The organism is Qipengyuania sp. JB2-7 (genome assembly GCF_055693485.1).
Genome location: NZ_CM146335.1, coordinates 1,926,193 through 1,947,206, shown reverse-complemented (window position 1 = coordinate 1,947,206; position 21,014 = coordinate 1,926,193). Strand labels below are relative to the sequence as shown.

Here is a 21,014-nt window from a genome sequence, read left to right as displayed (position 1 = left end):
CACCAAAATCAAAGGCTACCTCCCATGAAAATGAGCGGCGTGGACATTCGTCCCAGCAACATCATCGAATACGAAAATGGCATATGGAAAGTTGCCAAGATCCAGCACACTCAGCCCGGTAAGGGCGGTGCTTACATGCAGGTCGAGATGAAGAACCTGCAGGATGGCCGAAAGACCAATGTCCGCTTTCGCAGCGCTGACACGGTCGAGAAAGTGCGTCTCGACACGTCTGACTATCAGTTCCTTTATGAAGATGGTGACATGCTCGTCTTCATGGATCAGAATACCTATGAGCAGATCAATCTACCGTCCGATTTGCTCGGCGATGCGCGACCGTTCTTACAAGACGGCATGCAGGTGCAGCTGGAGCTTTGGGAAGAAAAGCCCATCAGTGTGCAGTTGCCCAATCACATTGAGGCTGAGATTGTCGAAGCTGACGCGGTGGTGAAGGGGCAAACCGCCTCATCCAGCTACAAACCTGCAGTGCTCGATAACGGCGTAAGAATTATGGTCCCGCCGCACATCGGCAGCGGCACACGAATTGTGGTCGACGTGTACGAACAAACCTACGTCGGAAAAGCGAGCTAAGCACATATGTCGATGTTTTCAGGCCTAGTGCGCGTCATGGAAAAGGCGGCGCGCAAAGCTGGCAATCGCCTGCGCCGGGATTTCGGCGAAGTTGAACATTTGCAGGTGAGCCGCAAAGGCCCAGCCGACTTCGTGTCGAAAGCGGACATGCGCGCCGAGCGTGCCGTCTATGACGAGCTGCTGCATGCGAGGCCAGATTGGGGCTTTGTCATGGAGGAGGCTGGCATCATTGAGGGTGATCCAGATAAACCTCGCTGGATTGTCGATCCGCTTGATGGCACGAGCAATTTTTTGCACGGAATTCCGCACTTTGCCGTGTCGATTGCAGTGCAGGAGCCAAAGCTGGGCGGCGGCGGTTGGGGTGATGTCACGGCTGCGGTAATCTACCATCCGATCAATGACGAAACCTATTGGGCTGAGAAAACACGCGGAGCGTGGCTAATGGATGCTCGTTTACGTGTTTCGGCGCGCCGCGACTTGCACGAAGCGCTGATCGCGACCGGCATTCCATTTCAGGGTCATGGTGATTTCGCGGAGTGGAGCCGAATTTTCGGTGCGATTGGACCAGAAGTGGCGGGCATTCGTCGTTTTGGCGCTGCGTCGCTCGATCTTGCATATCTGGCGCAAGGGCGTTTCGATGGGTTCTGGGAAAGCGGGCTCAATGACTGGGACACCGCCGCAGGCTGTTTGATCGTGCGCGAGGCAGGTGGCTTTATCAGCGATTTTCGTGGCCGTTCTCAACCGATCCATTCTGAGCAGGTTCTGGCGGCTAATAACTCGCTGCATCCTAAGCTGCACAAACTTCTCGCGAACTCTTTGAAATAGAGTCCACGCCACCCGCTTCCTCCACCCTTCCACCCGGATATCGTCCCGGTAGGCTCCGGGTGGAAGGGTGGAGGAAGCGGGTGGCTTGCAACACAACAAAGACGCCGCTAACAGCCGCGCTCCCGCATCAGTGCCCCTGTGGCGGAATTGGTAGACGCGAACGATTCAAAATCGTTTTTCTACGGAAGTGCCGGTTCGAGTCCGGCCAGGGGCACCACCTTTTTCCAATATAAATTGGACCCGTCTTGCCTCCTTGTTGTAACCGCAGCAGTAGAAAGACCGAATGCTGCGAGCATAGCTCGCAAACTTCACCGCGAGCGACAAAGGGGACAGCATGGAAAACTCAGTTATCAAAACGCATAAGACGCTTCTCGCAGCAATGCTGCTAAGCGTCGTCGCAACACAAATATTCTATATCTCTGTCGTTTCTGGTTCTGAAAATTCAGACGCCCTGAGAATGGTGGTATGGACTTGGGAGGCGATCGCCTTCTCACTCGCAGCCATCAGTGCTTTCGTACTCACAGCGCGTTCGCCAATTGCTGCGGGAGCATTCGCCGCTATCGCGTTGGGATCGGCAACCAATGTCATTCAGGTCGGCATGGGGCTGGCTGAGTTTGGTCCAGCAATGGGTTCAGAAGATGGGGCTGTTTTCGGCACGGTGATAGCAGGCGCATTCTTTCTGTACTTCCACGGTAAGGCGCTGTTCGGGCTCGCGGTACCGTGATCCTGGGCACGATGTCTTTTCGCAATATGGGCGGCGCGGGTAAAATCGTTGGCGTTCTCGCTGCGCTCGCTGGTCTCGCCAGCGTTTTGGTCAATGTGTACGCCATGGCGACGGGCATGGGCGCGGAGAACGCAAATGTCCAACCCGCCGGTGCGGCTGGGACCGCAGCGACCTTCTTTCTAGGGTTGCTTTTGCTCTTATTGCCCGCACAGACTCGGGATTGAGCTCAAAACTGTAAAAACCGCTTGTAATTCATGGCATCGTCTGGGAGTTCCCGATCCTGACGATGCTTGAATTACCTTCCTATCATGCGATGGCGGCCATGGCGGTGACTGTCGCTATGTTTATAGGCTTTGCACGCGGGCGGTTGTCGGTTGAGATTATCTCGCTGATGACCATCGCCGTGATAGCGGTGGGGCTATATTTCTTCCCACTTGATGGCACGCAGCCAACGGATGGTCTGCAACTCGCTTTCTCAGGGTTTGGCCACTACGCGCTGATCACCATTTGCGCGCTGATGATCATGGGGCGTGGTCTTGTGGTGACGGGTGCTCTCGAGCCTGCGGCCCGCTTGCTGGAGCGGGTGTTCAAGATCAACTTGCAGCTGGGCTTGCTGGTTTCGCTGCTAATCGCGCTGTTTCTATCCATGGGCGTGAATGACACGCCGGTGCTGGTCTTGCTATTGCCGATCTTTGTGGGGCTCGCGGCGAAGGGGGCAATGCCCGCCTCAAAGACATTGATCCCACTCAATGCCGCTGTTCTGATTGGTGGGATGGCGACAACGATCGGTACGTCGACCAATATTCTTGTAGTCTCAATCGCGGTTGATCTCGGCATGCCTCAAATGAGCGTGTTCCATTATACGCCTATTGTGCTTGTCGCGGCTTTGGTCGCGTTGCCTTATTTGTGGCTGGTCATGCCGCGATTGCTCGGTGATAATCGGGTGGAGACAGCTGGTGCGATCCGTCGCTTTGTCACCCGCTTGCGCGTCAACGAAGGCAGCGTGCTCAACGGTACCGCGAATTGTCAGAAGTGATGTCGCGTCTGCCAGCAGATTTGGAATTCCATGATGTGCCGCCTGGACTTCTTCGCCCGCAGCAGCGCCTGCGTGTGTCAGGAACGCATGAAGCCATCGAAGAGGCAATCCGCGTTTTGCGGAGCGATGCTGCGCCAAGCTGGGTGATCGACCGGATCCAGCGCCAGTCTCAAGAGGTTAAGCAGGATATTGCGGTTGTTGAAATGACCGTCACTGCAGATAGCCGCCTGATCAATCGTACCTTGCCGACCTCGGGCATCGCTGATCTTTATGGCGTCGCGGTCATTGGGATACACCGGCCAGAACGCTTGCTAGGCAGTGCCAAAGATCAATTTAGTCTGGGAGGCGATCTGCGCATTGCGGAAGGCGATGTGCTGCTCGTCATGGGTGTAGCAGACGACCTTCGTGAATTTGCCCGCGCTGACAGTTTGCTCACGCTTGAGGGGATGAGAGAACTCCCCCGGCGTTCTAAGGCTGTTTTGGCGGCGGGCATCATGCTCGGTTCGGTCGGCTTGGCGTCGATCGGGCTGCTACCTATTGCGATCTCTGCGTTGGCGGGCGCCATTTTGATGTTTGTCACTGGCTGCGTGAAGTTTGACCGGGTGGGCAGAGCGCTTTCGGGTAAAGTTATCGTATTGGTTGCGGCCAGTATTGCGATTGGCCGGATCGTGTTGGAAAGCGGAGCTGCGGCTTGGCTCGGCGATGTCTTGTCGATGGGCCTGCAATATCTCAGCCCAGCAGCCGTGCTGGGGGCGATCATGTTGTTTGTTACGCTGCTCACCAATTTTGCATCCAATGCCACCGCAGCTACGGTCGGCACACCAATTGCATTCGCCATTGCCCAGCAACTTGGCTTGCCGCCAGAGCCTTTGATCCTGGCAGTCCTGTTCGGATGCAATTTGTGTTACGCCACGCCGATTGCGTATCAGACCAACATGCTAATCATGGCCGAGGGGTCGTATGAGTTTAAAGACTACATCCGCACCGGTGTTCCGCTGGTTGTGTTAATGGTTACGGTGCTCTCCATCACATTGGTGGTGACGTACGGACTTTAGCGTCTGAGAATTGGCGGCGGCTCTGCTCGTCGATTGATAGGGGAATGAACATGCGTACACTGTTACAAGGCATGGCCGCGATGGCGATCTGCTTAACGGCTCCCGCACAGGCGAACGGTCTGCGTGATGACCTTATGGCGAATATGCCAGGTCTGATGGAACTGTATCGAGACTTACACGCGCATCCCGAACTGAGTTTTGAAGAGCATCGAACTGCCGCGAAGCTTGCAGGTATGATGCGGGAAATGGGCTTTGAAGTAACGGAGGGTGTGGGCAAAACCGGTGTTGTATCGGTGCTGCGCAATGGCGAAGGGCCGGTGGTGATGCTGCGCGCAGATATGGACGGCTTACCGCTTGTAGAAAAAACTGGGCTGCCCTTTGCTTCAAAGCAAGTTGCAACGCCTGCCAGCGGAGTGGAAACGGGTGTGATGCACGCGTGCGGCCACGACACGCATATGGCTGGTTTCATCGGTGCGGCGCAATTGCTCAGCGAGCGCAAGGATGAGTGGCAGGGTACGCTTGTGATGATCCTGCAACCGACCGAGGAATTGGGGCTTGGCGCCGTCGCGATGCTTGAAGATGGGCTCTATGAGCGGTTCCCGCGTCCGGACTATGTCGTTGCGTTTCATGATGCGGCGCAGTTTCCCGCTGGCATGATCGGCTATTCACCCGGCTATGCGCTCGCAAATGTCGATAGTGTCGACATCACCATTCCTGGGGTCGGCGGTCACGGAGCTTATCCGCACACAACCAAAGACCCAGTGGTTTTGGCCAGCTCTATTGTGATGAAGCTACAAACGCTCGTCAGCCGCGAAAGCTCACCACTCGATCCAGCAGTTGTGACTGTTGGCAGTTTCCATGCAGGCCACAAGCACAACATCATTTCTGATGAGGCACGGCTCCAACTGACTGTCCGCAGCTATACTGATGAATCGCGCAAGCTATTGCTGGATGGGATTGCACGGATCGCACGTGGTGAAGCAATTGCAGCGGGCATGCCGGAAGACAAGATGCCTACAATCGAAATTGAGGATCCCTATACGCCATCGACATATAACGATCCTGACTTTGCTGAAACTGTAATGGCGGGGTTCCGCGAGCGGTTTGGCGAAGACCGAGTGCTGCAGGTTCCCAGTGTTATGGGCGGTGAGGATTTCGGGCAGTTTAAGCGCGCCGCGCCTGATGACGTGAAGTCGCTTATCTTTTGGGTGGGCGGCGTGCCTCAGGAAGAATTCGAAGCTGCGCAACGCGGTGAGGTAACTCTGCCATCGCTACATTCGCCCTTCTGGGCGCCCGATGCAGAGAAGGTAGTCGCAACCGGGGCTGAAGGATTGGCCTCTGCGGCACTCGATTTAATGCCGCCTGCGGGTGGGTAGTTTTTATGTGACCGCTTAGCTATCCGCATCGTCCACCCTCCTACCCGGAGTCTCAACGGGACATTATCCGGGCGGAAGGGTGGAGGGCGCGTGTGGCCAGATCCGAAGACATATCGCTCAAAATTAAACGGCCGCCGGAGCGTTGGGGCGCTCCGACGACCGCTTCTCCTCCCCAGGAGACTGTTCCCGCGTTCTATTCCCCGCTCGGCGCGTATGTGCCCAGGCGGTGATGCAGCGCGTTGATTTTGGCCAGCTCTTCGCGATCTTCTGTCGCTTTGGCGTGGCTCTCGAGCGCCCGTCGTAGCTGGCGCATATCGGCTGTTGAGAGCAGGGCTCTCGCGCGACCAGGTTCTTTGGTCATGGTAGTCATATCCTCTCTCCTAGCTATTCTTTCTGTGAGGTTCAGCGAGGGGCTGGGTCGCCCCTCGCTGCCTCTCTCCCAAGCGATCTTTACGCCGCCGCGAATTGGTTCATCGTATTGTCTTCACCACCTGCTTTCAGCGCAGCTTCACCGGCAAAGGCCTCCTTGTGATCATCACCGATGTCGCTGCCCGCCATATTCTGGTGTTTGACGCAGGCAATGCCTTGGCGAATTTCCTCACGCTGAACGTTTTTGACGTAGCCCAGCATGCCTTCATCACCGAAGTAACGCTTGGCGAGGTTGTCAGTGCTCAGCGCAGCCGTGTGATACGTTGGCAGCGTGATGAGGTGGTGGAAGATACCAGCACGCTTCGAAGCGTCAGCCTGGAAGGTGCGAATCTTTTCATCTGCTTCCACGGCCAGCTCGGTGGCGTCATACTCTTCGCTCATCAATCGAGCGCGGTCATATGCCGAGATGTCCTTGCCTGCCTCTTGCCATGCGTCAAAGACTTGCTGACGGAAGGCGAGGGTCCAGTTGAAGCTTGGGCTATTGTTGTAAACCAGCTTTGCATTCGGCACCACTTCGCGAACTCGGTCAACCATGCCGGCGATCTGCTCAACATGAGGCTTCTCGGTCTCGATCCACAACAGGTCTGCGCCGTTCTGAAGCGATGTGATGCAATCAAGCACACAGCGATCTTCGCCGGTGCCAGCGCGGAATTGAAACAGGTTTGATGGCAGGCGCTTCGGCGCAATCAACTTACCGTCGCGGCTGATAAAAACCTGACCGTTTTTGACGTCTGCTGGATCAACTTCATCGCAATCGAGAAAGGCATTGTATTGATCGCCGAGATCGCCGGGCTCTTTCGAAAAGGCGATCTGTTTTGTAAGGCCAGCGCCGAGCGAGTCGGTGCGGGCAACGATGATGCCATCCTCAACGCCCATTTCCAGGAATGCGTAGCGGATTGCCCGGATCTTCTGCAGAAAATCCTCATGTGGAACGGTAACCTTGCCGTCTTGGTGGCCGCACTGCTTCTCGTCGGAAACCTGGTTCTCGATCTGCAAGGCGCAAGCGCCTGCTTCGATCATCTTCTTGGCGAGCAGGTACGTTGCCTCTGCATTGCCGAACCCTGCATCAATATCTGCAATGATCGGAACCACATGAGTTTCGTGATTTTCAATCGCGTTTTCAATGCGCTTCGCTTCGATTTGGTCACCACGCTCACGTGCGGAATCAAGATCACGGAACAGACCGCCCAGCTCGCGCGCGTCAGCCTGCTTCAGGAAGGTATAGAGTTCCTCAATCAGCGCAGGAACGCTGGTCTTTTCGTGCATGGACTGGTCCGGCAGCGGGCCAAACTCGCTACGAAGCGCGGCGACCATCCAGCCGGATAGATAGAGGTAGCGCTGTTTTGTACTGCCAAAATGCTTCTTGATAGAGATCATCTTCTGCTGAGCGATAAAGCCATGCCAGCAGCCAAGTGATTGGGTGTAGGAGGCCGGGTCAGCGTCATACGCGTCCATATCGGCCCGCATGATCTTGGCTGTGTACTTCGCTATGTCGAGGCCGGTGGGGAAGCGATTTTGAATCTGCATGCGTGCAGCGGTCTCGGCATCAATTGCATCCCATGGGGCTCCATTTTTGGCGATTGTTTTTGCGAAGCCATCGATTCCGGCTTGATATGTCATGGCGGTACTCCCGTTAAGCAGGCGACGTTGATCCCAAAGTGGCCTGCACGATTTCGTTGCTACCGGTATCGTTCGCAGACGCACAAAAAACCACAAAAAGCACAAATTGAATTGTCATTTGAAGCTCATCAGGAGACTTGACGGTGTAAATATGTAAATATATTTACAAGACATGAGCGAAAATCCAATCTTTGCCGGAGCGTCGATCCGCCGTGTCCGCAAGCGTGAACGATTAACGCAGGCGTCAATGGCGGCGCGTCTAGGTATTTCACCCAGCTATCTGAACCTTATCGAGCGAAATCAGCGGGCGATTTCGGCGCGGGTCATGGTGGAATTGATCGACCAGTTTGAGTTCGACCCAATTTCTTTACGTGAAGATCCAACCATTGGCGGTGTCGACGGGCTGGCGCGTCGCCTTGATGACCCTAGGTTTGAAGGGTTGTCTATTGACCGCGAAGAGATCGTGGAATTCTTGTCAGCCTCACCGCATATCGCCGCCGCTTTTGCGCGACTTTATGACGCGGATTCACTGTCTCTGCAGGATCGGCCTGATAGGCCCGAAGAGATGCTACGTTCCGAGATAGAGCGTTGGGAAGGCTATTTCCCCGACCTTGATACAGCAGCGGAGGCATTGTCCGATGAGATCCGCCTGTCTCGCGGCGAATTGGGCGCGGCGCTGTCTGAACGACTAAGGGAGCGGCACCAGCTGACGGTGCGGATATTGCCGCGCGACGTCCTGCCCACACTCTCACGACGGCTCGATCTGCACGCGCGTCAGGTGCAGTTGTCCGAAATGCTGCCCGCTGAAGATCGTACGTTTGAGCTCGCGATGCAGATAGCCTTGTTGGAATTTCGCCCGTTGATTGAAGATTTCGCAGCGGGTTCACGGTTTGAAGATGATCAGCTGCGCGGCGCCTTTATTGACCATCTCGTGCGCTATTTCGCTGATGCGATTATCATGCCTTACGGTACGTTTCCTGCGTGCTTGCGAGGCCACCAACTACGATCTCGACGTGCTGCAAAAGCGCTTTGGCGTGGGTTTTGATCACCTCTGCAATCGGCTGACCACTTTGCAACGGGTGGGGCAGCGCGGTCTGCCTTTCTTTGCGGCACAGTTGGATCGCGCCGGTCGGTTCGGTCAAGTTAGGGTTGGCGCCAGCGGTGCGTTCTTCCTGCATAGTCAGCCACACTATCCTGCGTGGCTCATTCATCGTGCCTTCGAGCGTCCATGCGAGCATGTCTGTCAATCAATTCACGTTGGTACCAGCGGCTCTAAAGCAACGCACTGGTTTACTTTGGCCAAATCGATAACGGGAGTTTCCACGGCCTGCGCAGCGCGAACGACGGTTGTGCTTGGGATTGAGGCGAGACTGGCCGAAAGCGTTCAGGCCAGCGACCGCGTGTCACTAGCGCCGCAAGACGCGACTAACCTCATGGCACTATGCACACGCTGCGAACAACCTGAGTGTCTGTCGCCAATCGGATGATACTGATCGCATCGAAACGGTCACGAAATAGGTAAGGTGTTGCGACGCTTTACATTTTTCCAGCGATGACCTGATTGAAATTACTGTAAAGTTTACCGACAATTCACCTTCGGCGTGTTAATCCGATCCTTACCAAGGAAAGGTTGGAAACACCTGAATGATTCGTCTTTTCAAGCATTACATCCCGCATGCCGTGGTGTTGCTTGCATGCGTGGACTTTGTTCTGCTCATGTTAGCGGGCGAAATCGCTTGGCATTTGCGCGTCAATCAGATCGATTCCTCGACCGGCCCAATCCTTGAGCGGATCGTCCCAATCCTCACATTCACGATCGCCTGTGGTGCTGCGCTGATTGCGGTCGGTGGGTATAGTCCCGAAAGCCTGCGATCAGTCAGATATGCCACCGCACGCATCTTGGTTGCTATTAGCCTGGGCGTGATTTTTCTGTCAGTGCTCGATCTCGCCGTCGAAGGCGACATAATCTGGCGGTCGATCTTGCTTTACGCGATGGGGCTGACAGTTATTTTTCTTGTCGCGAACCGCGCACTACTGGGGCCTTTGCTGGGTACCTCAACATTTCAGAGGAAAGTCTTGATTCTCGGAGCGGGACGACGAGCTCAGCGTCTTTATGAACTTTCGCTGCGCAAACAGAGTAGCTTTATCGTCACCGCTTTCGTCAAAATGGGCGACGGCCCTTCACAGATCATTGATGCGATGCCGCGATCTTCGATTGCTGATCTTGGCGGTTATGTGGAGCGGCGCGGCGCGCGAGAGGTCGTACTCGCGATGGAAGAGCGTCGCAATGCGCTCCCGCTGAAGGATCTGTTGCGGGTTAAAACCAAAGGCATCGACGTTTGCGAGTTTTCCAGCTTTCTCGAACGGGAAACTGGCCGTGTTGACCTGGACACGCTCAACCCGAGCTGGCTGATTTTTTCAGACGGGTTTTCTTCAGGTCGTGCGATATCCAGCGTGTTCAAGCGCGTGTTCGACGTAACTGTCAGTTTGCTGATCATGGCGTTGACATGGCCGTTGGTCCTGCTGTTCGCTTTGTTAATTCGCATCGAAAGCGCGGGGCCAGTAATCTATCGTCAAGAGCGCGTGGGCCTTTTCGGCTCTACTTTCGATGTCCTCAAACTGCGCTCAATGACCAATGAGGCAGAGAAAGAAGGCGCGCAATTTGCGCAGAAAAATGATCCGCGAGTGACGCGCGTTGGCAAGTTTATTCGGCTTGTGCGGATTGATGAATTACCCCAGCTATGGAATGTTTTGAAAGGCGATATGAGCTTTGTCGGCCCGCGCCCAGAGCGCCCACAGTTCGTGACTTCGCTTGGAAAAGAGCTGCCGTACTATGATGAACGGCACATGGTGAAGCCTGGAATTACCGGTTGGGCGCAGATCAATTTTCCATACGGCGCATCATTTGACGATTCTCGTCAGAAGCTCGAATACGATCTCTACTACGCGAAGAACTATTCGATCTTCCTCGACGTCGTGATCCTGTTGCAGACGCTACGTGTGATTCTGTGGCCCGAGGGGGCGCGGTAGCCATGTTCGAAGGGATAATTGCATTTCTGGCCTTTGGCTTTGCAGCTATAGCTTGTACTTTGGCGGGGCTCTGGATCGTCAGCAAAGGCGCCCGGGCCCGGACTGATCGTCCCGCAACCTTGTTTGCCTTGGCGTTGACGGGCGTATGGAGCCTGTGCGCCGCATCGCTCGGCTATAATAATCCACTGGCTAGCATGAGCATGATTGCGACCACTCTCGCTTGGCTTTTTGTGCTGTTCCGCCTGTTTGGCAATGACGGGCGCGACGAGAGCATTCGCGTTATCCGGCCCGTCTTACTGGTTCTCGCCTTTGTGCAGATGCTGCAGGTCCCGCTTGTTGTGCTGTATCTGCAGGATGTCTTTGGCGCTGATTCTCAAGAGCTCATTTTCGAGACACTCTCTTTGTTCAAAGTCCTTGTGGCGGTCGGGGCGCTTTCGCTCATTCATAACCTCTATGCCGGCGCTGCCAGCACTTCGCGCAAGCTACTGACATGGACATCGATTGGCCTCGCGCTGTTCTGGGGCTGGAGCTTAAACGCGAATTTTGTGTTCTATCTTCTTGGTGAAAGCACGGTTGAACTTGTCGCTATTCAGGCCATCGTGATCGTTTTCACTAGCCTGTGTGTGGCGATGGGATCGACACACGCTTCGGCCAATCTTGAATTTAGACCTTCGCGTGCGGTCGCGTTTCAATCATTGTCGCTTGGCCTTATCGCTGTTTATCTGGTGGCGCTGTTTGTCATTGCTGAATTGGCTGGGAGGTTCTCCGGTGATCTTGGTCGCATTGTGCAAGTCAGCTTCTTGTTTTGCGGCGCGGCTATGGCCGTATTGTGGTTGCCTTCGGAAAGGCTTCGCCGTTGGCTAAGGGTTGAAGCGCTCAAACATCTGTTCAAGCATCGCTATGATTATCGCAATGAATGGATCCGCTTCACCCACACAATCGGTCGAAGCAATGATAGCAAGGACAGTCTGCACGAACGCGCGATTCAGTCGCTCGCCGACATAACCGGATGTCAGGCCGGTTTGTTGCTGCTGCGCGATGAGGATGGTTGTTTTGATTTGGCCGCGCGTTGGCAGTGGAACCAGGCCTCAGTGCCAGCAGACGGCTTGCCCGGACCGCTGGTCAAGATTTTCGAACAGGAACAACTGATCCTAGACTTTAGCGAGGTGCGTAGCGACGTTGCCCACTACGATGAGATACGACATCTGCCCGAATGGTTGCGGGATGATCCTCAACTTTGGGCTGCCGTCCCACTGCTACATCATGGCACGATGGTGGGGCTAATCGTTTTGGCTAAGCCAGATGTTGCACGCCCACTGGACTGGGAGGACTTCGATCTACTTGCGGTCGCTGGTCAGCAGGTTGCGAGTTATCTGGCTGAGCAAGCGGGGCAAAACGCCCTGAATGAAGCGAGTCAGTTTGACGAATTCAACCGTCGCATGGCTTTCGTGCTGCATGATATCAAGAACCTGTCGAGCCAGATGTCGTTGCTTCTGCGCAATGCTGAGCGACATGCTGACAATCCCGAATTCCGCAAAGATATGTTGGTGACGTTGCGCAACAGCGCCGACAAGCTCAACACAATGCTCATACGTCTGGGACGCTACAACACGCCGGGTTCGGAAGAGCTGACGGAGATCGATCTTGCCAAAATGGCGCGGACGCTGGCCGATGGATTTGCAGCTAGCGAGCGGGTCACGGTGCAATCGGAAGGCTCTTGTGTCGTTATCGGCGAGAGAGAGGGCTTGCAACAGGCCTTGGCGCATCTGGTGCAAAACGCGTTGGATGCGAGTGACGAAGACGGTGCGGTTGAAGTTCATGTGTCCAATACTGGTCTTCGCGGCGCAATATCCATTGTCGATCAGGGTGAGGGGATGAGCGCCTCCTTCGTGCGCAACGAATTGTTCCGCCCTTTCAGCTCCTCCAAAGACGGCGGATTTGGTATTGGTGCATACGAGGCACGCACAATGATCCGAGGTATGGGCGGACGCTTAAGCGTGGAATCTCAAGAAGGCTTGGGCAGCCGGTTTGAAGTCAGTCTGCCTTTAAGCGCAGCTGCGAAGCTCATCGAAGGGCGCGCAAACATGAATAAGAACCCTGAAAGTGAGGCCGCGTAATGGCTGATGCAAAGCCAAAACTGCTGATTGTCGAAGACGACGAAGGCCTTCAGGCGCAGCTTAAATGGGCTTATGAAGATTTTGATGTCGTTATAGCTGGCGACCGCGAAGCTGCGTTAGCTTCGCTGCGCGCCGACGTTCCTGCAGTAGTTACCCTCGACCTTGGGTTGCCGCCTGACCCGGACGGGACAAGCGAAGGTTTTGCGGTGCTCGATGCAATCATGGAACTGAAACCCGATACAAAGGTGATCGTTGCCTCTGGCCACGGCGCGCGTGAAAGCGCCCTTCAAGCGATCGAGCGAGGGGCGTATGATTTCTATCAGAAGCCGGTGGATATCGAGGCGTTGGGCCTGATTGTTCAGCGTGCCTTTCAGCTGCATCAGATCGAAAACGAAAATCGACAATTGGCTGAAAAGTCTGGGGAAGATCAGACCGTTCTGGGCAGCATGATCACGGCTGCGCCTGAAATGACAAAAGTCGCGCGAACGATTGAGCGGGTGGCTAACACCAATGTGTCAGTTATGCTGCTCGGCGCGAGTGGGACTGGCAAGGAGCTGTTGGCCCGAGGCGTTCATGACGAGAGCAGCAGGCGCGAGAAGCCATTCGTTGCCATTAATTGCGCAGCGATCCCAGAAAACTTGCTTGAGAGCGAATTGTTCGGTCACGAGAAGGGCGCGTTCACTGGCGCAGTCAAAACGACGCCGGGCAAGATCGAAATGGCCGACGGGGGAACGCTGTTTCTGGACGAGGTCGGCGATATTCCGTTACCTTTGCAGGTAAAACTCTTACGCTTTCTGCAAGAACGTGTGGTTGAACGGATCGGCGGGCGAAAACCCATCGAGGTTGACACGCGCATTGTGTGTGCAACCCACCAGAATCTCGAGGCGATGATCACCGAGGGCTCGTTTCGCGAAGATCTCTTTTATCGCCTTGCAGAGATTGTGATACGCATTCCAACATTGGCCGAACGTCCTGGGGACGCCGTACTCTTGGCCAAAGCGTTTCTTGCTCGATTTGCGAAGGAAATGAACCCGAAGGTCACGGGACTTGCGCCCGACGCGTTGGCAGCGATCGATGGGTGGACATGGCCGGGCAATGTGCGTGAACTTGAGAACCGCGTGAAGCGGGCGGTTATCATGGCTGATGGTAAGCTGGTGTCTGCCGATGACTTAGATCTTGGCGATATGGACGAGGAAAAGCTTGGCTCAGCCTTGAACCTCAAGAGTGCGCGTGAGCAATCAGATCGCAAGATGATCCGTCAAGCTCTGGCGCGTAGCGAAGGAAACATCTCTAACACGGCGAAGCTGCTCGGTATCAGTCGGCCAACACTGTACGATCTGCTTAAGCAATATGATCTGCAACCGTGATCGACGGGGGCCATTGCAAAAGGCGATGCTGGCCAGCGCGTTATCGCTTGGTCTGCTAACCGGCTGCTCATCTTTCACTGCAAATTCTGAAACAGATCAACCGCCGCTCGAAGCTGCGCAGACTGCGCTTGCGCAAGGTGATGGCGAGCGAGCAGAGACGATACTCAATCAAATGTTGGAAAGCGGCGCTTCGCTGCCTGACCTTGCTGCATATCTGGGAGAGGCCGGCCTAGCCCAAGGCGATTTGGCAGAGGCGCGCAAATGGCTTGGCCCCGGGGAATTTTCAGAAGCTACCGCTGGATATGGTTTCCAATTGCTCGGGCGGCTGGAACTGCGCGAGGGTAACCTTCCGGCAAGTGGCACTGCCTTTAATCGCGCGCTCGATATCGATGCACAGGTGCCTTCGCTATGGGTTGATATAGGTCGCTTGCGCTATCAGGGCGGTGAACAATTACAGGCAATCGAGGCGGCGGAAGAGGCTCTGCGATTGGGCCCGCGGGATCCCGTGGCGCTGCATTTTCGTGCACAGCTTGTCCGCGATGCGGATGGGGCGATTCCCAGCCTAGCGATGTTCGAGGATGCCTTGGAGATCGCATCTGACGACACCGCGTTGTTGACTGATTATGCCGCCACTCTGATCGAGGCCGGGCGCATACAGGATGGCTTGGTCGCCATTCGTAAGGTTGCGAAAATCGCGCCCGAGGCGCCGCGTATCCACTTTCTTCAGGCGGTGATCGCTGCGCGCTCTGGAAAGCTCGATCTGGCGCGCAGCCTATTGCTACGAGCACCTAAAGCCGAACAGGATCGACCGGCGGGTCAATTGCTGGCGGGTATCCTCGAAATGGAGGAGGAGAACTTTGCCAGTGCGGCACAAATTTTCGACCAGCTTCACGCCGATCAACCGGATAACCGAGTTGTTCGCCGCTTGCTTATGCGCGCTTTGCTGGTCGGCGGTGCAGAGCAAGAATTGATCGCGCGTTTCGCCGAGACAGCGAAGCAACCCGAAGAGTCGGCCTACCTCAAGGCAACGGTGGCTAGAGCCTATGAAGCCTTGGATGAGCGACAAAAGGCCGCGCGAATGTTGGATCAAGCTGCGCGGCAGACACAAGTGATTCTGGTGCCATTGCCAAGTTCGATCCCACGCGAGTCGTTGGACATCGTTCGCGGTGAGGATGGCAGAACAACACGTGATCTTGTACGCGCATTGATAGCGCCGGGCTTTGCATCAGCGGCGCAGGAGCGCGCGCAGCGTTTCGCCAACTCGTTCCCTGGATCAGGGGACGCGCTCAGCCTGCTCGGCGATGCTCGCTTGGCGAGTGGGAACGCATCAGCAGCGTTGGCGGCATATCGGCAAGCAGGGCGCATCCGCACAAGCTGGCCGCTTACTCGGCGCAAGATGATTGCACACATCGCTTCTGGCGATCAACGCGCGGCGGATGGGGTTCTCAGGCAATACCTCTCCGACGGAGGCCGATCTGCTGAAGCTGCTGGTCTGTATGCGCGTGTTCTGGCGGGTCGAGGTGACTGGGAAAAAGCAGCCGCAATGTTGGATGTCGCTATGGCTTCTGGCATCGGTAGAGCACCTGATGCTGTTGCGTTGCGTAGTGAGGCGGCCCGGCGGCTTGGGAGGCGTGATGAGGCGCTATCTTATGCATGGAAGGCTTATCGATTGAAGCCGCTGCATCCCCCGTCGATCACAGTGTTGATGAAAGCAAGTGATGACCCAGTCATCAAACAGCGGATGGAAACTAAGCTTGCTGCATTGCGACTTGCGCCGCGCTAGGGCAGGGCGTGCGGCCAATGCGCGCGATACTGTCCAAATTTTCTGACCCAATGATTGCAGTGTTGCTCTTTGCAACGCTGATGGCGAACATTCTGCCTGCGGTGGGTGAGGCGCGGATCACCGCGCAACAGATCGCAAACGTTTCGATCTTTATTCTCTTTCTGGTCAACGGCATTCGCATAGCGCGCGGAGAGATTCTGTGCGGCTTTGTTAATTGGCGCTTCTTTCTGCCGCTATCTCTCTGGGTGTTCGGCGTGATGGCGGTCGCGGGTCTTGGTGTTTCGCACATCGCAGCGTTTCAACTCGATCCGCGATTGGCGCTGGGATTTCTATTTTTGGGATGTCTGCCGTCTACTATCCAGTCGGCCACAAGCTACACGACATTGGCCGAGGGCAATGCCGCTCTTTCTGTGGTTGGCGCAGCATTGATCAATATTCTGGGTGTTTTCGTCACCGCACCGATATTCGCTCTTCTCGCTGGTGGTGAGAGCGCACAGATCGGCAGTGAAGTGATCGGGCGCATTGGTTTGATCCTAATTCTTCCATTTGCGATTGGCCAAGCTGTTCAGGGCTACTTCCGCGATTGGGTAGTGGACCGCAAAGACACCGTCGTTTGGCTTGACCGAATTGTCATCGGCATTCTCGTTTATGTCGCGTTTTCTGGTGCCGTTGAGCAGGGCTTGCGGGATATGACTGACGGCGGCGGGTGGCTGTTCTTCGCAGTGCTGACCACAGCATTTATGTTGCTTGCTAATGTTGGAGCGTGGCTAGCAAGCGGGGTGCTTGGCTATCCGCGCGGTGATCGTATTGCGTTCCTGTTTGCAGCTGCGCAGAAGAGCGTGGCTATCGGTGCTCCTCTCGCCGCGATCATGTTCGCACCTGACGTTGCGGGCTTCGTGATTGCGCCATTGCTGCTTTATCACTTGTTACAGCTGCTATTGGCGGCGCCTTTGGCCGCACATTTCAGGCAGCAAAAGGACTAAGCCTCAACCGCAGCATCCTCAGGGTTGCGGCGGGTATGCCGCACTGACCACCAAAGCGAGAGACCGATAAGGACCGCACCCATTAAGCCGGTAATCGTCTCAGGGATATGGTACTTGGCGGATACCAACATAATCACGCCCAATACGATAATCGCCCAAAACGCGCCATGCTCAAGATAACGATACTGGGCCAATGTGCCGGTGCGGACCAAATGAATTGTCATCGAACGCACGAACATAGCACCCACCGACAGGCCTAGTGCGATGATGATCATATTGTTCGACAGCGCGAAGGCACCGATCACGCCATCAAAGCTAAAGCTTGCGTCCAACACCTCGAGATACAAAAATCCACCGAGGCCGGATTTGACGATCTCGCCAGCGGCTTTCTTGCGCGCCTCGCGCTGTTCGATCAAGGCACCGAGCGCATGCACTGCGATATACGTCAATACGCCAAGCAGCGCTGCGGTAAGAAAGGTCAGCGCATCCTCATCGGGCAGCAGAGTCGAGACGCCATACACGAGCAAGAGAACCAGTCCGATCTCGACCGCTGGCACGCTGCTGAAACGATTGATGGTGCGCTCAAGTGCGCCGATCCAGTGTACGTCCTTATCGCTGTCGAAGAAGAAGGTGAGACCAACCATGGCCAGAAAGGCACCGCCAAAACCGGCAATGCCGATATGCGCGCCCGAGACTATCTCTTCATAGCGTTTGGGATCATTGAGCGAGAGATTGATGGCTTCGAGCGGACCGAGATTGGCCGCGATAGCGACGATTGCTATCGGAAACACGATCCGCATCCCAAACACTGCGATGAGTATACCGATAGTCAGGAAGCGTTGCTGCCAAACCGGGTCCATATCGCGCAACACGGTGGCATTCACCACGGCATTATCGAAGCTGAGCGAGACCTCCAGAATCGAGAGCACAATGACAATCCAGAGGATGCTCAGCGTGGCGGTGAGAGAGCCAGTGCTGGCCCAACCGTACCACGCAGCAAGGCCAAAGCAGATTGCGGTGAAGATCAGCGAAAACGTGTAGTAACGCAGCAGAGTTTGCATGGATGGTTAGCTTCGCTCAGTCTTTGGGTTGATATGTCTGGTCTTTGGTCGGGAAGGTGCGGGCACGCACTTCCTCAGCATATCTCTCGACCGTCTTGTCGATAACTGAGGCAATGTCCTCATAGCGTTTTACGAAGCGTGGCACGCGCTCGAACATCCCCAGCATATCCTCGGTGACGAGTACCTGACCATCGCATTCCGCCGATGCGCCAATGCCGATTGTGGGTATCTCCAGCGCCTTGGTGAGGGCGACGGCGATCGGCTCAATCACTCCCTCAATCACCACCGCGAATGCTCCAGCAGCCTGTACGGCTTGACCATCGCCGATGATTTTTTCGTGTTCTGCCTGTGACCGCCCACGTGCGGCATAGCCGCCCAGAACATTTACCGCCTGCGGTGTCAGCCCTACATGCGCCATCACGGGGATGCCGCGATTGGTTAGAAAGCCGATGGTCTCCGCCATCGCTACGCCGCCTTCTAGCTTAACAGCGGCAGCGCCCGTTTCCGCCATAATCCGGCTGGCGGTATCGAATGCCTGTTCTTTAGAGGCTTCGTATGACCCGAACGGCATATCGACGACTACGACACTGTGATAGCTGCCGCGAACCACCGCAGCGCCATGCGCGATCATCATTTCCGGTGTTACGGGCAGTGTGGAATCAAGCCCGTAAATCACTTGGCCTAGCGAGTCTCCCACCAGCAACAGGTCGCAATGCGCATCCAGCAATTGCGCCTGCCGCGCAGTATATGCGGTCAGCATCACCAACGGGTCCTTGGTTACTCCGTCTTTCTTGTGATCACGAATGCGAGGAACGGTGAGCCGTTTACGTGGCTTGGGCGTTGGTGTGGCGCGGCTGGTGCTGGTATCGAGTTGAAAGGTAGTAGACATAGCGCAGCTCACTAGCCCCGCGCCGGGTATAAGGCAAAGCTTTGACGTGGACGGAGGGCGTGTTTCGTTGCATGAATGCGCAATAAGAGTGCGTCGGGCGATGGCGCAAAGTTGAAAGGGACGGGATTTATGGCGGGTGCAGCGGCGACAAGCAGAGAGGGGTGGTCATCACGTACCGCCTTTATTTTGGCTGCGGTTGGATCTGCTGTTGGCTTGGGCAATATGTGGCGTTTTCCCGCAGAGGCTGGCGAGAATGGCGGCGGCGCATTCGTGCTGTTTTACATTTGCTGTGTTCTATTGATCGGTCTGCCGGTGCTTTTGTCCGAAGTCTTGATCGGTCGTCATGGTCAATCCTCCGCGCCAGAGAGTGTGCGACGGGTGGCGCGCGATTCCAACGCGAGTGAAGGGTGGAGCATCCTGGCGTCCATGGGCGTGTTCGCGGCGTTTTTGATCCTCAGCTTTTACTGTGTGGTTGGCGGCTGGGTGCTGTATTATATCGGTGTTTTCGTCGGCGACTTGTTCCAGACCGGTTTGACCGGCGGCGCATTCGAGGGGCGGGCAGCCAGCGATATTGAGAATTTGTTGCCCGGACTGTTCGGCAACGGCGGTCTGATGGTCGGGCTCAATCTGGGTTTTCTTGCGTTGACGATCTTTTTCGTGGCCCGAGGTATTTCGAGCGGGATTGAGTGGGTCGCGGTCTATCTGATGCCGATGTTCTTTGTGCTATTTCTCGCCATTACTGTCTACGGCGCATTCACTGGCGAGTTCAGCCAAGCGGTGAGTTACCTTTTCACCTTTGATTTTTCCAAACTGACCGGGGAAGTGATGCTCGCGGCGGTTGGCCAGGCTTTCTTCTCGCTTTCCCTAGGGGTGGCAGGTATGATGACATATGGTGCCTATGCCAGTCGAGAGACCAATCTAGGAAAAACGTCCGGCATCATTGCTGGTGCGGATACGGGCGTCGCGTTGCTTGCCGGTTTGGCGATCTTCCCGATCGTGTTTGCTGCCGGCTTGTCGGCAAGTGCTGGCCCCGGCTTGATGTTCCAATCGTTGCCAATCGCGTTTCAGGCGATGCCGTTTGGCTCTGTGATTGGATTGCTGTTCTTCACTATGGTGTTCTTTGCAGCGTTGACGAGTTCGGTGTCGCTACTTGAGGCACCGACAGCTTATGTGAAAGACAAGGCAAAAATCGCTCGTCCTCTCGCGACAGGGATTGTGGGCGCTGGCGCAGCGGTGCTGGGGGCCTTGTCTGCCCTGTCGTTCAATGAAATGGCTGATGCCCGTCCGCTAAGCTTTATTCCGATTTTTGCGGAGGCGAATTTCTTTGATGCACTCGATGGTGTTACGGCAAAGTTGCTCATGCCTATAGGTGCAATCCTGACGTGCCTCTTCGTGGGCTGGATCGCTGATGCGCGCCTGATCGATAATGAGAATGGCCTCGATGGGGTTCTACACAAGACTTGGCGCTTTTTGGTCCGGTATCTGTGCCCGATTGCGCTGACCGTGATCCTGCTATTTGGCTTGTTCGGAGACTAACGCCGAAAGTATGCCAGCATAGAAAAAGGGCCACTCAAAAGAGCGACCCTCTTCGATCAAATCGAAGCGTTACAGTGACACGTTCTCGGCGTGTTTCTGCTTCGCTTCGTTACGGACATTCATACCGAGTGCCATTTTCGCGGTGCTGAGCAGGCCAAGATCACCGCTCCAAATCTCTGCATCATCGAGGTCCATGCGCAAGAACAAAATGTCGTCATCGTGTTTGCCATTTTTATACCACGCCTCGACAAAGTTATTCCAGAATTGGTCAAAGCGATCTTGGTCTGTTTCGATGGTTAGACGACCGTTAAATCGCGCAAAGATTTCGTGGTCCTTACCCGTGAAGCTTGCCGTTGCCGGGCCGAGTTTAGCGAAATCACTTTTCTTGCTGGTAAAGAACCATATCGCGCTGTCTGCATCCTTATCAAGCTGCGCGGTCATTGGGACAGCAGATGATGATGCACCATCACGCTCCAAGAATACAAATGGCGATTCGGCCAAAGTGGTCCAAAACTGTTGCTTCAATGCGTCGGGATTTCCTTCTGAATACCTCATGGTGTCTCCATATATTTTAAAATTGCGTATGCTTATCAAA

At 55.4% G+C, this 21,014-nt stretch carries 20 protein-coding genes and 1 tRNA gene; 16 read left to right on the top strand and 5 right to left on the bottom strand.

What is annotated here, in order from left to right; translation table 11 throughout:
- Window positions 1-24: 24 nt before the first annotated feature.
- From efp to ACZ1GM_RS09710, 8 genes are all read left to right on the top strand, one after another.
- On the top strand, window positions 25-588 hold the full coding sequence (gene efp / locus ACZ1GM_RS09745) for an elongation factor P (RefSeq protein WP_472676292.1): 564 nt from the start codon (window positions 25-27) through the stop codon (window positions 586-588).
- A 6-nt stretch (window positions 589-594) separates the two neighbouring features.
- Window positions 595-1,413, top strand: coding sequence for an inositol monophosphatase family protein (locus tag ACZ1GM_RS09740; protein ID WP_472676291.1), 819 nt, complete (start codon window positions 595-597; stop codon window positions 1,411-1,413).
- A gap of 132 nt (window positions 1,414-1,545) precedes the next feature.
- A tRNA-Leu gene (locus tag ACZ1GM_RS09735) sits at window positions 1,546-1,630 on the top strand.
- A gap of 117 nt (window positions 1,631-1,747) precedes the next feature.
- On the top strand, window positions 1,748-2,137 hold the full coding sequence (locus ACZ1GM_RS09730) for a hypothetical protein (RefSeq protein WP_472676290.1): 390 nt from the start codon (window positions 1,748-1,750) through the stop codon (window positions 2,135-2,137).
- Between the two features lie 11 nt (window positions 2,138-2,148).
- Window positions 2,149-2,361 (top strand): hypothetical protein, encoded by a 213-nt coding sequence (locus tag ACZ1GM_RS09725; protein WP_472676289.1) that lies wholly within the window; start codon window positions 2,149-2,151, stop codon window positions 2,359-2,361.
- A 62-nt stretch (window positions 2,362-2,423) separates the two neighbouring features.
- Entirely contained in the window at window positions 2,424-3,173 is a 750-nt protein-coding gene (locus ACZ1GM_RS09720; RefSeq protein ID WP_472676288.1) for an SLC13 family permease, read from the top strand.
- Entirely contained in the window at window positions 3,173-4,228 is a 1,056-nt protein-coding gene (locus tag ACZ1GM_RS09715; RefSeq protein ID WP_472676287.1) for an SLC13 family permease, read from the top strand. The genes ACZ1GM_RS09720 and ACZ1GM_RS09715 overlap by 1 nt, the downstream gene beginning before the upstream one ends.
- Before the next feature lie 50 nt (window positions 4,229-4,278).
- Window positions 4,279-5,604: an amidohydrolase gene (locus ACZ1GM_RS09710; RefSeq protein WP_472676286.1), complete on the top strand. Its 1,326-nt coding sequence runs from the start codon at window positions 4,279-4,281 to the stop codon at window positions 5,602-5,604.
- A gap of 193 nt (window positions 5,605-5,797) precedes the next feature.
- On the opposite strand, the gene ACZ1GM_RS09705 is transcribed toward ACZ1GM_RS09710, so the two are convergent.
- Together ACZ1GM_RS09705 and ACZ1GM_RS09700 are read right to left on the bottom strand one after the other, a co-directional pair.
- Complete coding sequence (locus tag ACZ1GM_RS09705) at window positions 5,798-5,974, bottom strand: hypothetical protein (RefSeq protein WP_472676285.1); 177 nt, start codon at window positions 5,972-5,974, stop codon at window positions 5,798-5,800.
- 80 nt (window positions 5,975-6,054) lie between these two features.
- On the bottom strand, window positions 6,055-7,653 hold the full coding sequence (locus ACZ1GM_RS09700; protein ID WP_472676284.1) for an isocitrate lyase: 1,599 nt from the start codon (window positions 7,651-7,653) through the stop codon (window positions 6,055-6,057).
- 172 nt (window positions 7,654-7,825) lie between these two features.
- Here ACZ1GM_RS09700 and ACZ1GM_RS09695 point away from each other — a divergent pair, with 172 nt between their 5' ends.
- The 7 genes from ACZ1GM_RS09695 to ACZ1GM_RS09665 all read left to right on the top strand — a co-directional run bounded on the left by ACZ1GM_RS09695 (window position 7,826) and on the right by ACZ1GM_RS09665 (window position 16,933).
- A complete protein-coding gene (locus ACZ1GM_RS09695) occupies window positions 7,826-8,698 on the top strand; it encodes a helix-turn-helix domain-containing protein (RefSeq protein WP_472676283.1) in 873 nt (290 codons plus the stop codon).
- On the top strand, window positions 8,601-9,140 hold the full coding sequence (locus ACZ1GM_RS09690; protein WP_472676282.1) for a short-chain fatty acyl-CoA regulator family protein: 540 nt from the start codon (window positions 8,601-8,603) through the stop codon (window positions 9,138-9,140). Before ACZ1GM_RS09695 ends, ACZ1GM_RS09690 begins: the two co-directional genes overlap by 98 nt.
- Before the next feature lie 157 nt (window positions 9,141-9,297).
- On the top strand, window positions 9,298-10,683 hold the full coding sequence (locus ACZ1GM_RS09685) for a TIGR03013 family XrtA/PEP-CTERM system glycosyltransferase (protein ID WP_472676281.1): 1,386 nt from the start codon (window positions 9,298-9,300) through the stop codon (window positions 10,681-10,683).
- A gap of 2 nt (window positions 10,684-10,685) precedes the next feature.
- Window positions 10,686-12,800, top strand: coding sequence for an XrtA/PEP-CTERM system histidine kinase PrsK (gene prsK / locus ACZ1GM_RS09680; RefSeq protein ID WP_472676280.1), 2,115 nt, complete (start codon window positions 10,686-10,688; stop codon window positions 12,798-12,800).
- Window positions 12,800-14,167, top strand: a complete 1,368-nt coding sequence (prsR, locus tag ACZ1GM_RS09675; protein WP_472676279.1) for a PEP-CTERM-box response regulator transcription factor — start codon at window positions 12,800-12,802, stop codon at window positions 14,165-14,167. Before prsK ends, prsR begins: the two co-directional genes overlap by 1 nt.
- Window positions 14,151-15,950: a tetratricopeptide repeat protein gene (locus tag ACZ1GM_RS09670; protein ID WP_472676278.1), complete on the top strand. Its 1,800-nt coding sequence runs from the start codon at window positions 14,151-14,153 to the stop codon at window positions 15,948-15,950. Before prsR ends, ACZ1GM_RS09670 begins: the two co-directional genes overlap by 17 nt.
- 17 nt (window positions 15,951-15,967) lie before the next feature.
- Window positions 15,968-16,933 (top strand): bile acid:sodium symporter family protein, encoded by a 966-nt coding sequence (locus tag ACZ1GM_RS09665; RefSeq protein ID WP_472676277.1) that lies wholly within the window; start codon window positions 15,968-15,970, stop codon window positions 16,931-16,933.
- Here ACZ1GM_RS09665 and ACZ1GM_RS09660 read toward each other — a convergent pair.
- Complete coding sequence (locus ACZ1GM_RS09660; RefSeq protein ID WP_472676276.1) at window positions 16,930-17,994, bottom strand: DUF475 domain-containing protein; 1,065 nt, start codon at window positions 17,992-17,994, stop codon at window positions 16,930-16,932. The two genes, ACZ1GM_RS09665 and ACZ1GM_RS09660, sit on opposite strands and share 4 nt — an antisense overlap.
- A gap of 16 nt (window positions 17,995-18,010) precedes the next feature.
- On the bottom strand, window positions 18,011-18,883 hold the full coding sequence (gene panB / locus ACZ1GM_RS09655; protein WP_472676275.1) for a 3-methyl-2-oxobutanoate hydroxymethyltransferase: 873 nt from the start codon (window positions 18,881-18,883) through the stop codon (window positions 18,011-18,013).
- Between the two features lie 129 nt (window positions 18,884-19,012).
- On the opposite strand from panB, the gene ACZ1GM_RS09650 reads away from it, so the two are divergent.
- Complete coding sequence (locus tag ACZ1GM_RS09650; RefSeq protein ID WP_472676274.1) at window positions 19,013-20,419, top strand: sodium-dependent transporter; 1,407 nt, start codon at window positions 19,013-19,015, stop codon at window positions 20,417-20,419.
- A 69-nt stretch (window positions 20,420-20,488) separates the two neighbouring features.
- Here the strand turns inward: ACZ1GM_RS09650 and ACZ1GM_RS09645 are convergent, their stop codons facing one another.
- Window positions 20,489-20,974: a pyridoxamine 5'-phosphate oxidase family protein gene (locus ACZ1GM_RS09645; RefSeq protein ID WP_472676273.1), complete on the bottom strand. Its 486-nt coding sequence runs from the start codon at window positions 20,972-20,974 to the stop codon at window positions 20,489-20,491.
- Window positions 20,975-21,014: the final 40 nt, after the last annotated feature.

Bases quoted from the DNA above. Each gene is read 5' to 3' on its own strand.
- panB (WP_472676275.1), bottom strand. From the start codon at position 18,883: ATGTCTACTACCTTTCAACTCGATACCAGCACCAGCCGCGCCACACCA.
- ACZ1GM_RS09700 (WP_472676284.1), bottom strand. From the start codon at position 7,653: ATGACATATCAAGCCGGAATCGATGGCTTCGCAAAAACAATCGCCAAA.
- ACZ1GM_RS09690 (WP_472676282.1), top strand. From the start codon at position 8,601: ATGCGATTATCATGCCTTACGGTACGTTTCCTGCGTGCTTGCGAGGCC.
- ACZ1GM_RS09645 (WP_472676273.1), bottom strand. From the start codon at position 20,974: ATGAGGTATTCAGAAGGAAATCCCGACGCATTGAAGCAACAGTTTTGG.
- ACZ1GM_RS09740 (WP_472676291.1), top strand. From the start codon at position 595: ATGTCGATGTTTTCAGGCCTAGTGCGCGTCATGGAAAAGGCGGCGCGC.
- ACZ1GM_RS09665 (WP_472676277.1), top strand. From the start codon at position 15,968: ATGCGCGCGATACTGTCCAAATTTTCTGACCCAATGATTGCAGTGTTG.
- efp (WP_472676292.1), top strand. From the start codon at position 25: ATGAAAATGAGCGGCGTGGACATTCGTCCCAGCAACATCATCGAATAC.
- ACZ1GM_RS09725 (WP_472676289.1), top strand. From the start codon at position 2,149: ATGTCTTTTCGCAATATGGGCGGCGCGGGTAAAATCGTTGGCGTTCTC.
- prsR (WP_472676279.1), top strand. From the start codon at position 12,800: ATGGCTGATGCAAAGCCAAAACTGCTGATTGTCGAAGACGACGAAGGC.
- ACZ1GM_RS09720 (WP_472676288.1), top strand. From the start codon at position 2,424: ATGCTTGAATTACCTTCCTATCATGCGATGGCGGCCATGGCGGTGACT.
- ACZ1GM_RS09660 (WP_472676276.1), bottom strand. From the start codon at position 17,994: ATGCAAACTCTGCTGCGTTACTACACGTTTTCGCTGATCTTCACCGCA.
- ACZ1GM_RS09730 (WP_472676290.1), top strand. From the start codon at position 1,748: ATGGAAAACTCAGTTATCAAAACGCATAAGACGCTTCTCGCAGCAATG.
- ACZ1GM_RS09670 (WP_472676278.1), top strand. From the start codon at position 14,151: ATGATCTGCAACCGTGATCGACGGGGGCCATTGCAAAAGGCGATGCTG.
- ACZ1GM_RS09695 (WP_472676283.1), top strand. From the start codon at position 7,826: ATGAGCGAAAATCCAATCTTTGCCGGAGCGTCGATCCGCCGTGTCCGC.
- ACZ1GM_RS09705 (WP_472676285.1), bottom strand. From the start codon at position 5,974: ATGACTACCATGACCAAAGAACCTGGTCGCGCGAGAGCCCTGCTCTCA.
- ACZ1GM_RS09715 (WP_472676287.1), top strand. From the start codon at position 3,173: ATGTCGCGTCTGCCAGCAGATTTGGAATTCCATGATGTGCCGCCTGGA.
- ACZ1GM_RS09685 (WP_472676281.1), top strand. From the start codon at position 9,298: ATGATTCGTCTTTTCAAGCATTACATCCCGCATGCCGTGGTGTTGCTT.
- ACZ1GM_RS09650 (WP_472676274.1), top strand. From the start codon at position 19,013: ATGGCGGGTGCAGCGGCGACAAGCAGAGAGGGGTGGTCATCACGTACC.
- prsK (WP_472676280.1), top strand. From the start codon at position 10,686: ATGTTCGAAGGGATAATTGCATTTCTGGCCTTTGGCTTTGCAGCTATA.
- ACZ1GM_RS09710 (WP_472676286.1), top strand. From the start codon at position 4,279: ATGCGTACACTGTTACAAGGCATGGCCGCGATGGCGATCTGCTTAACG.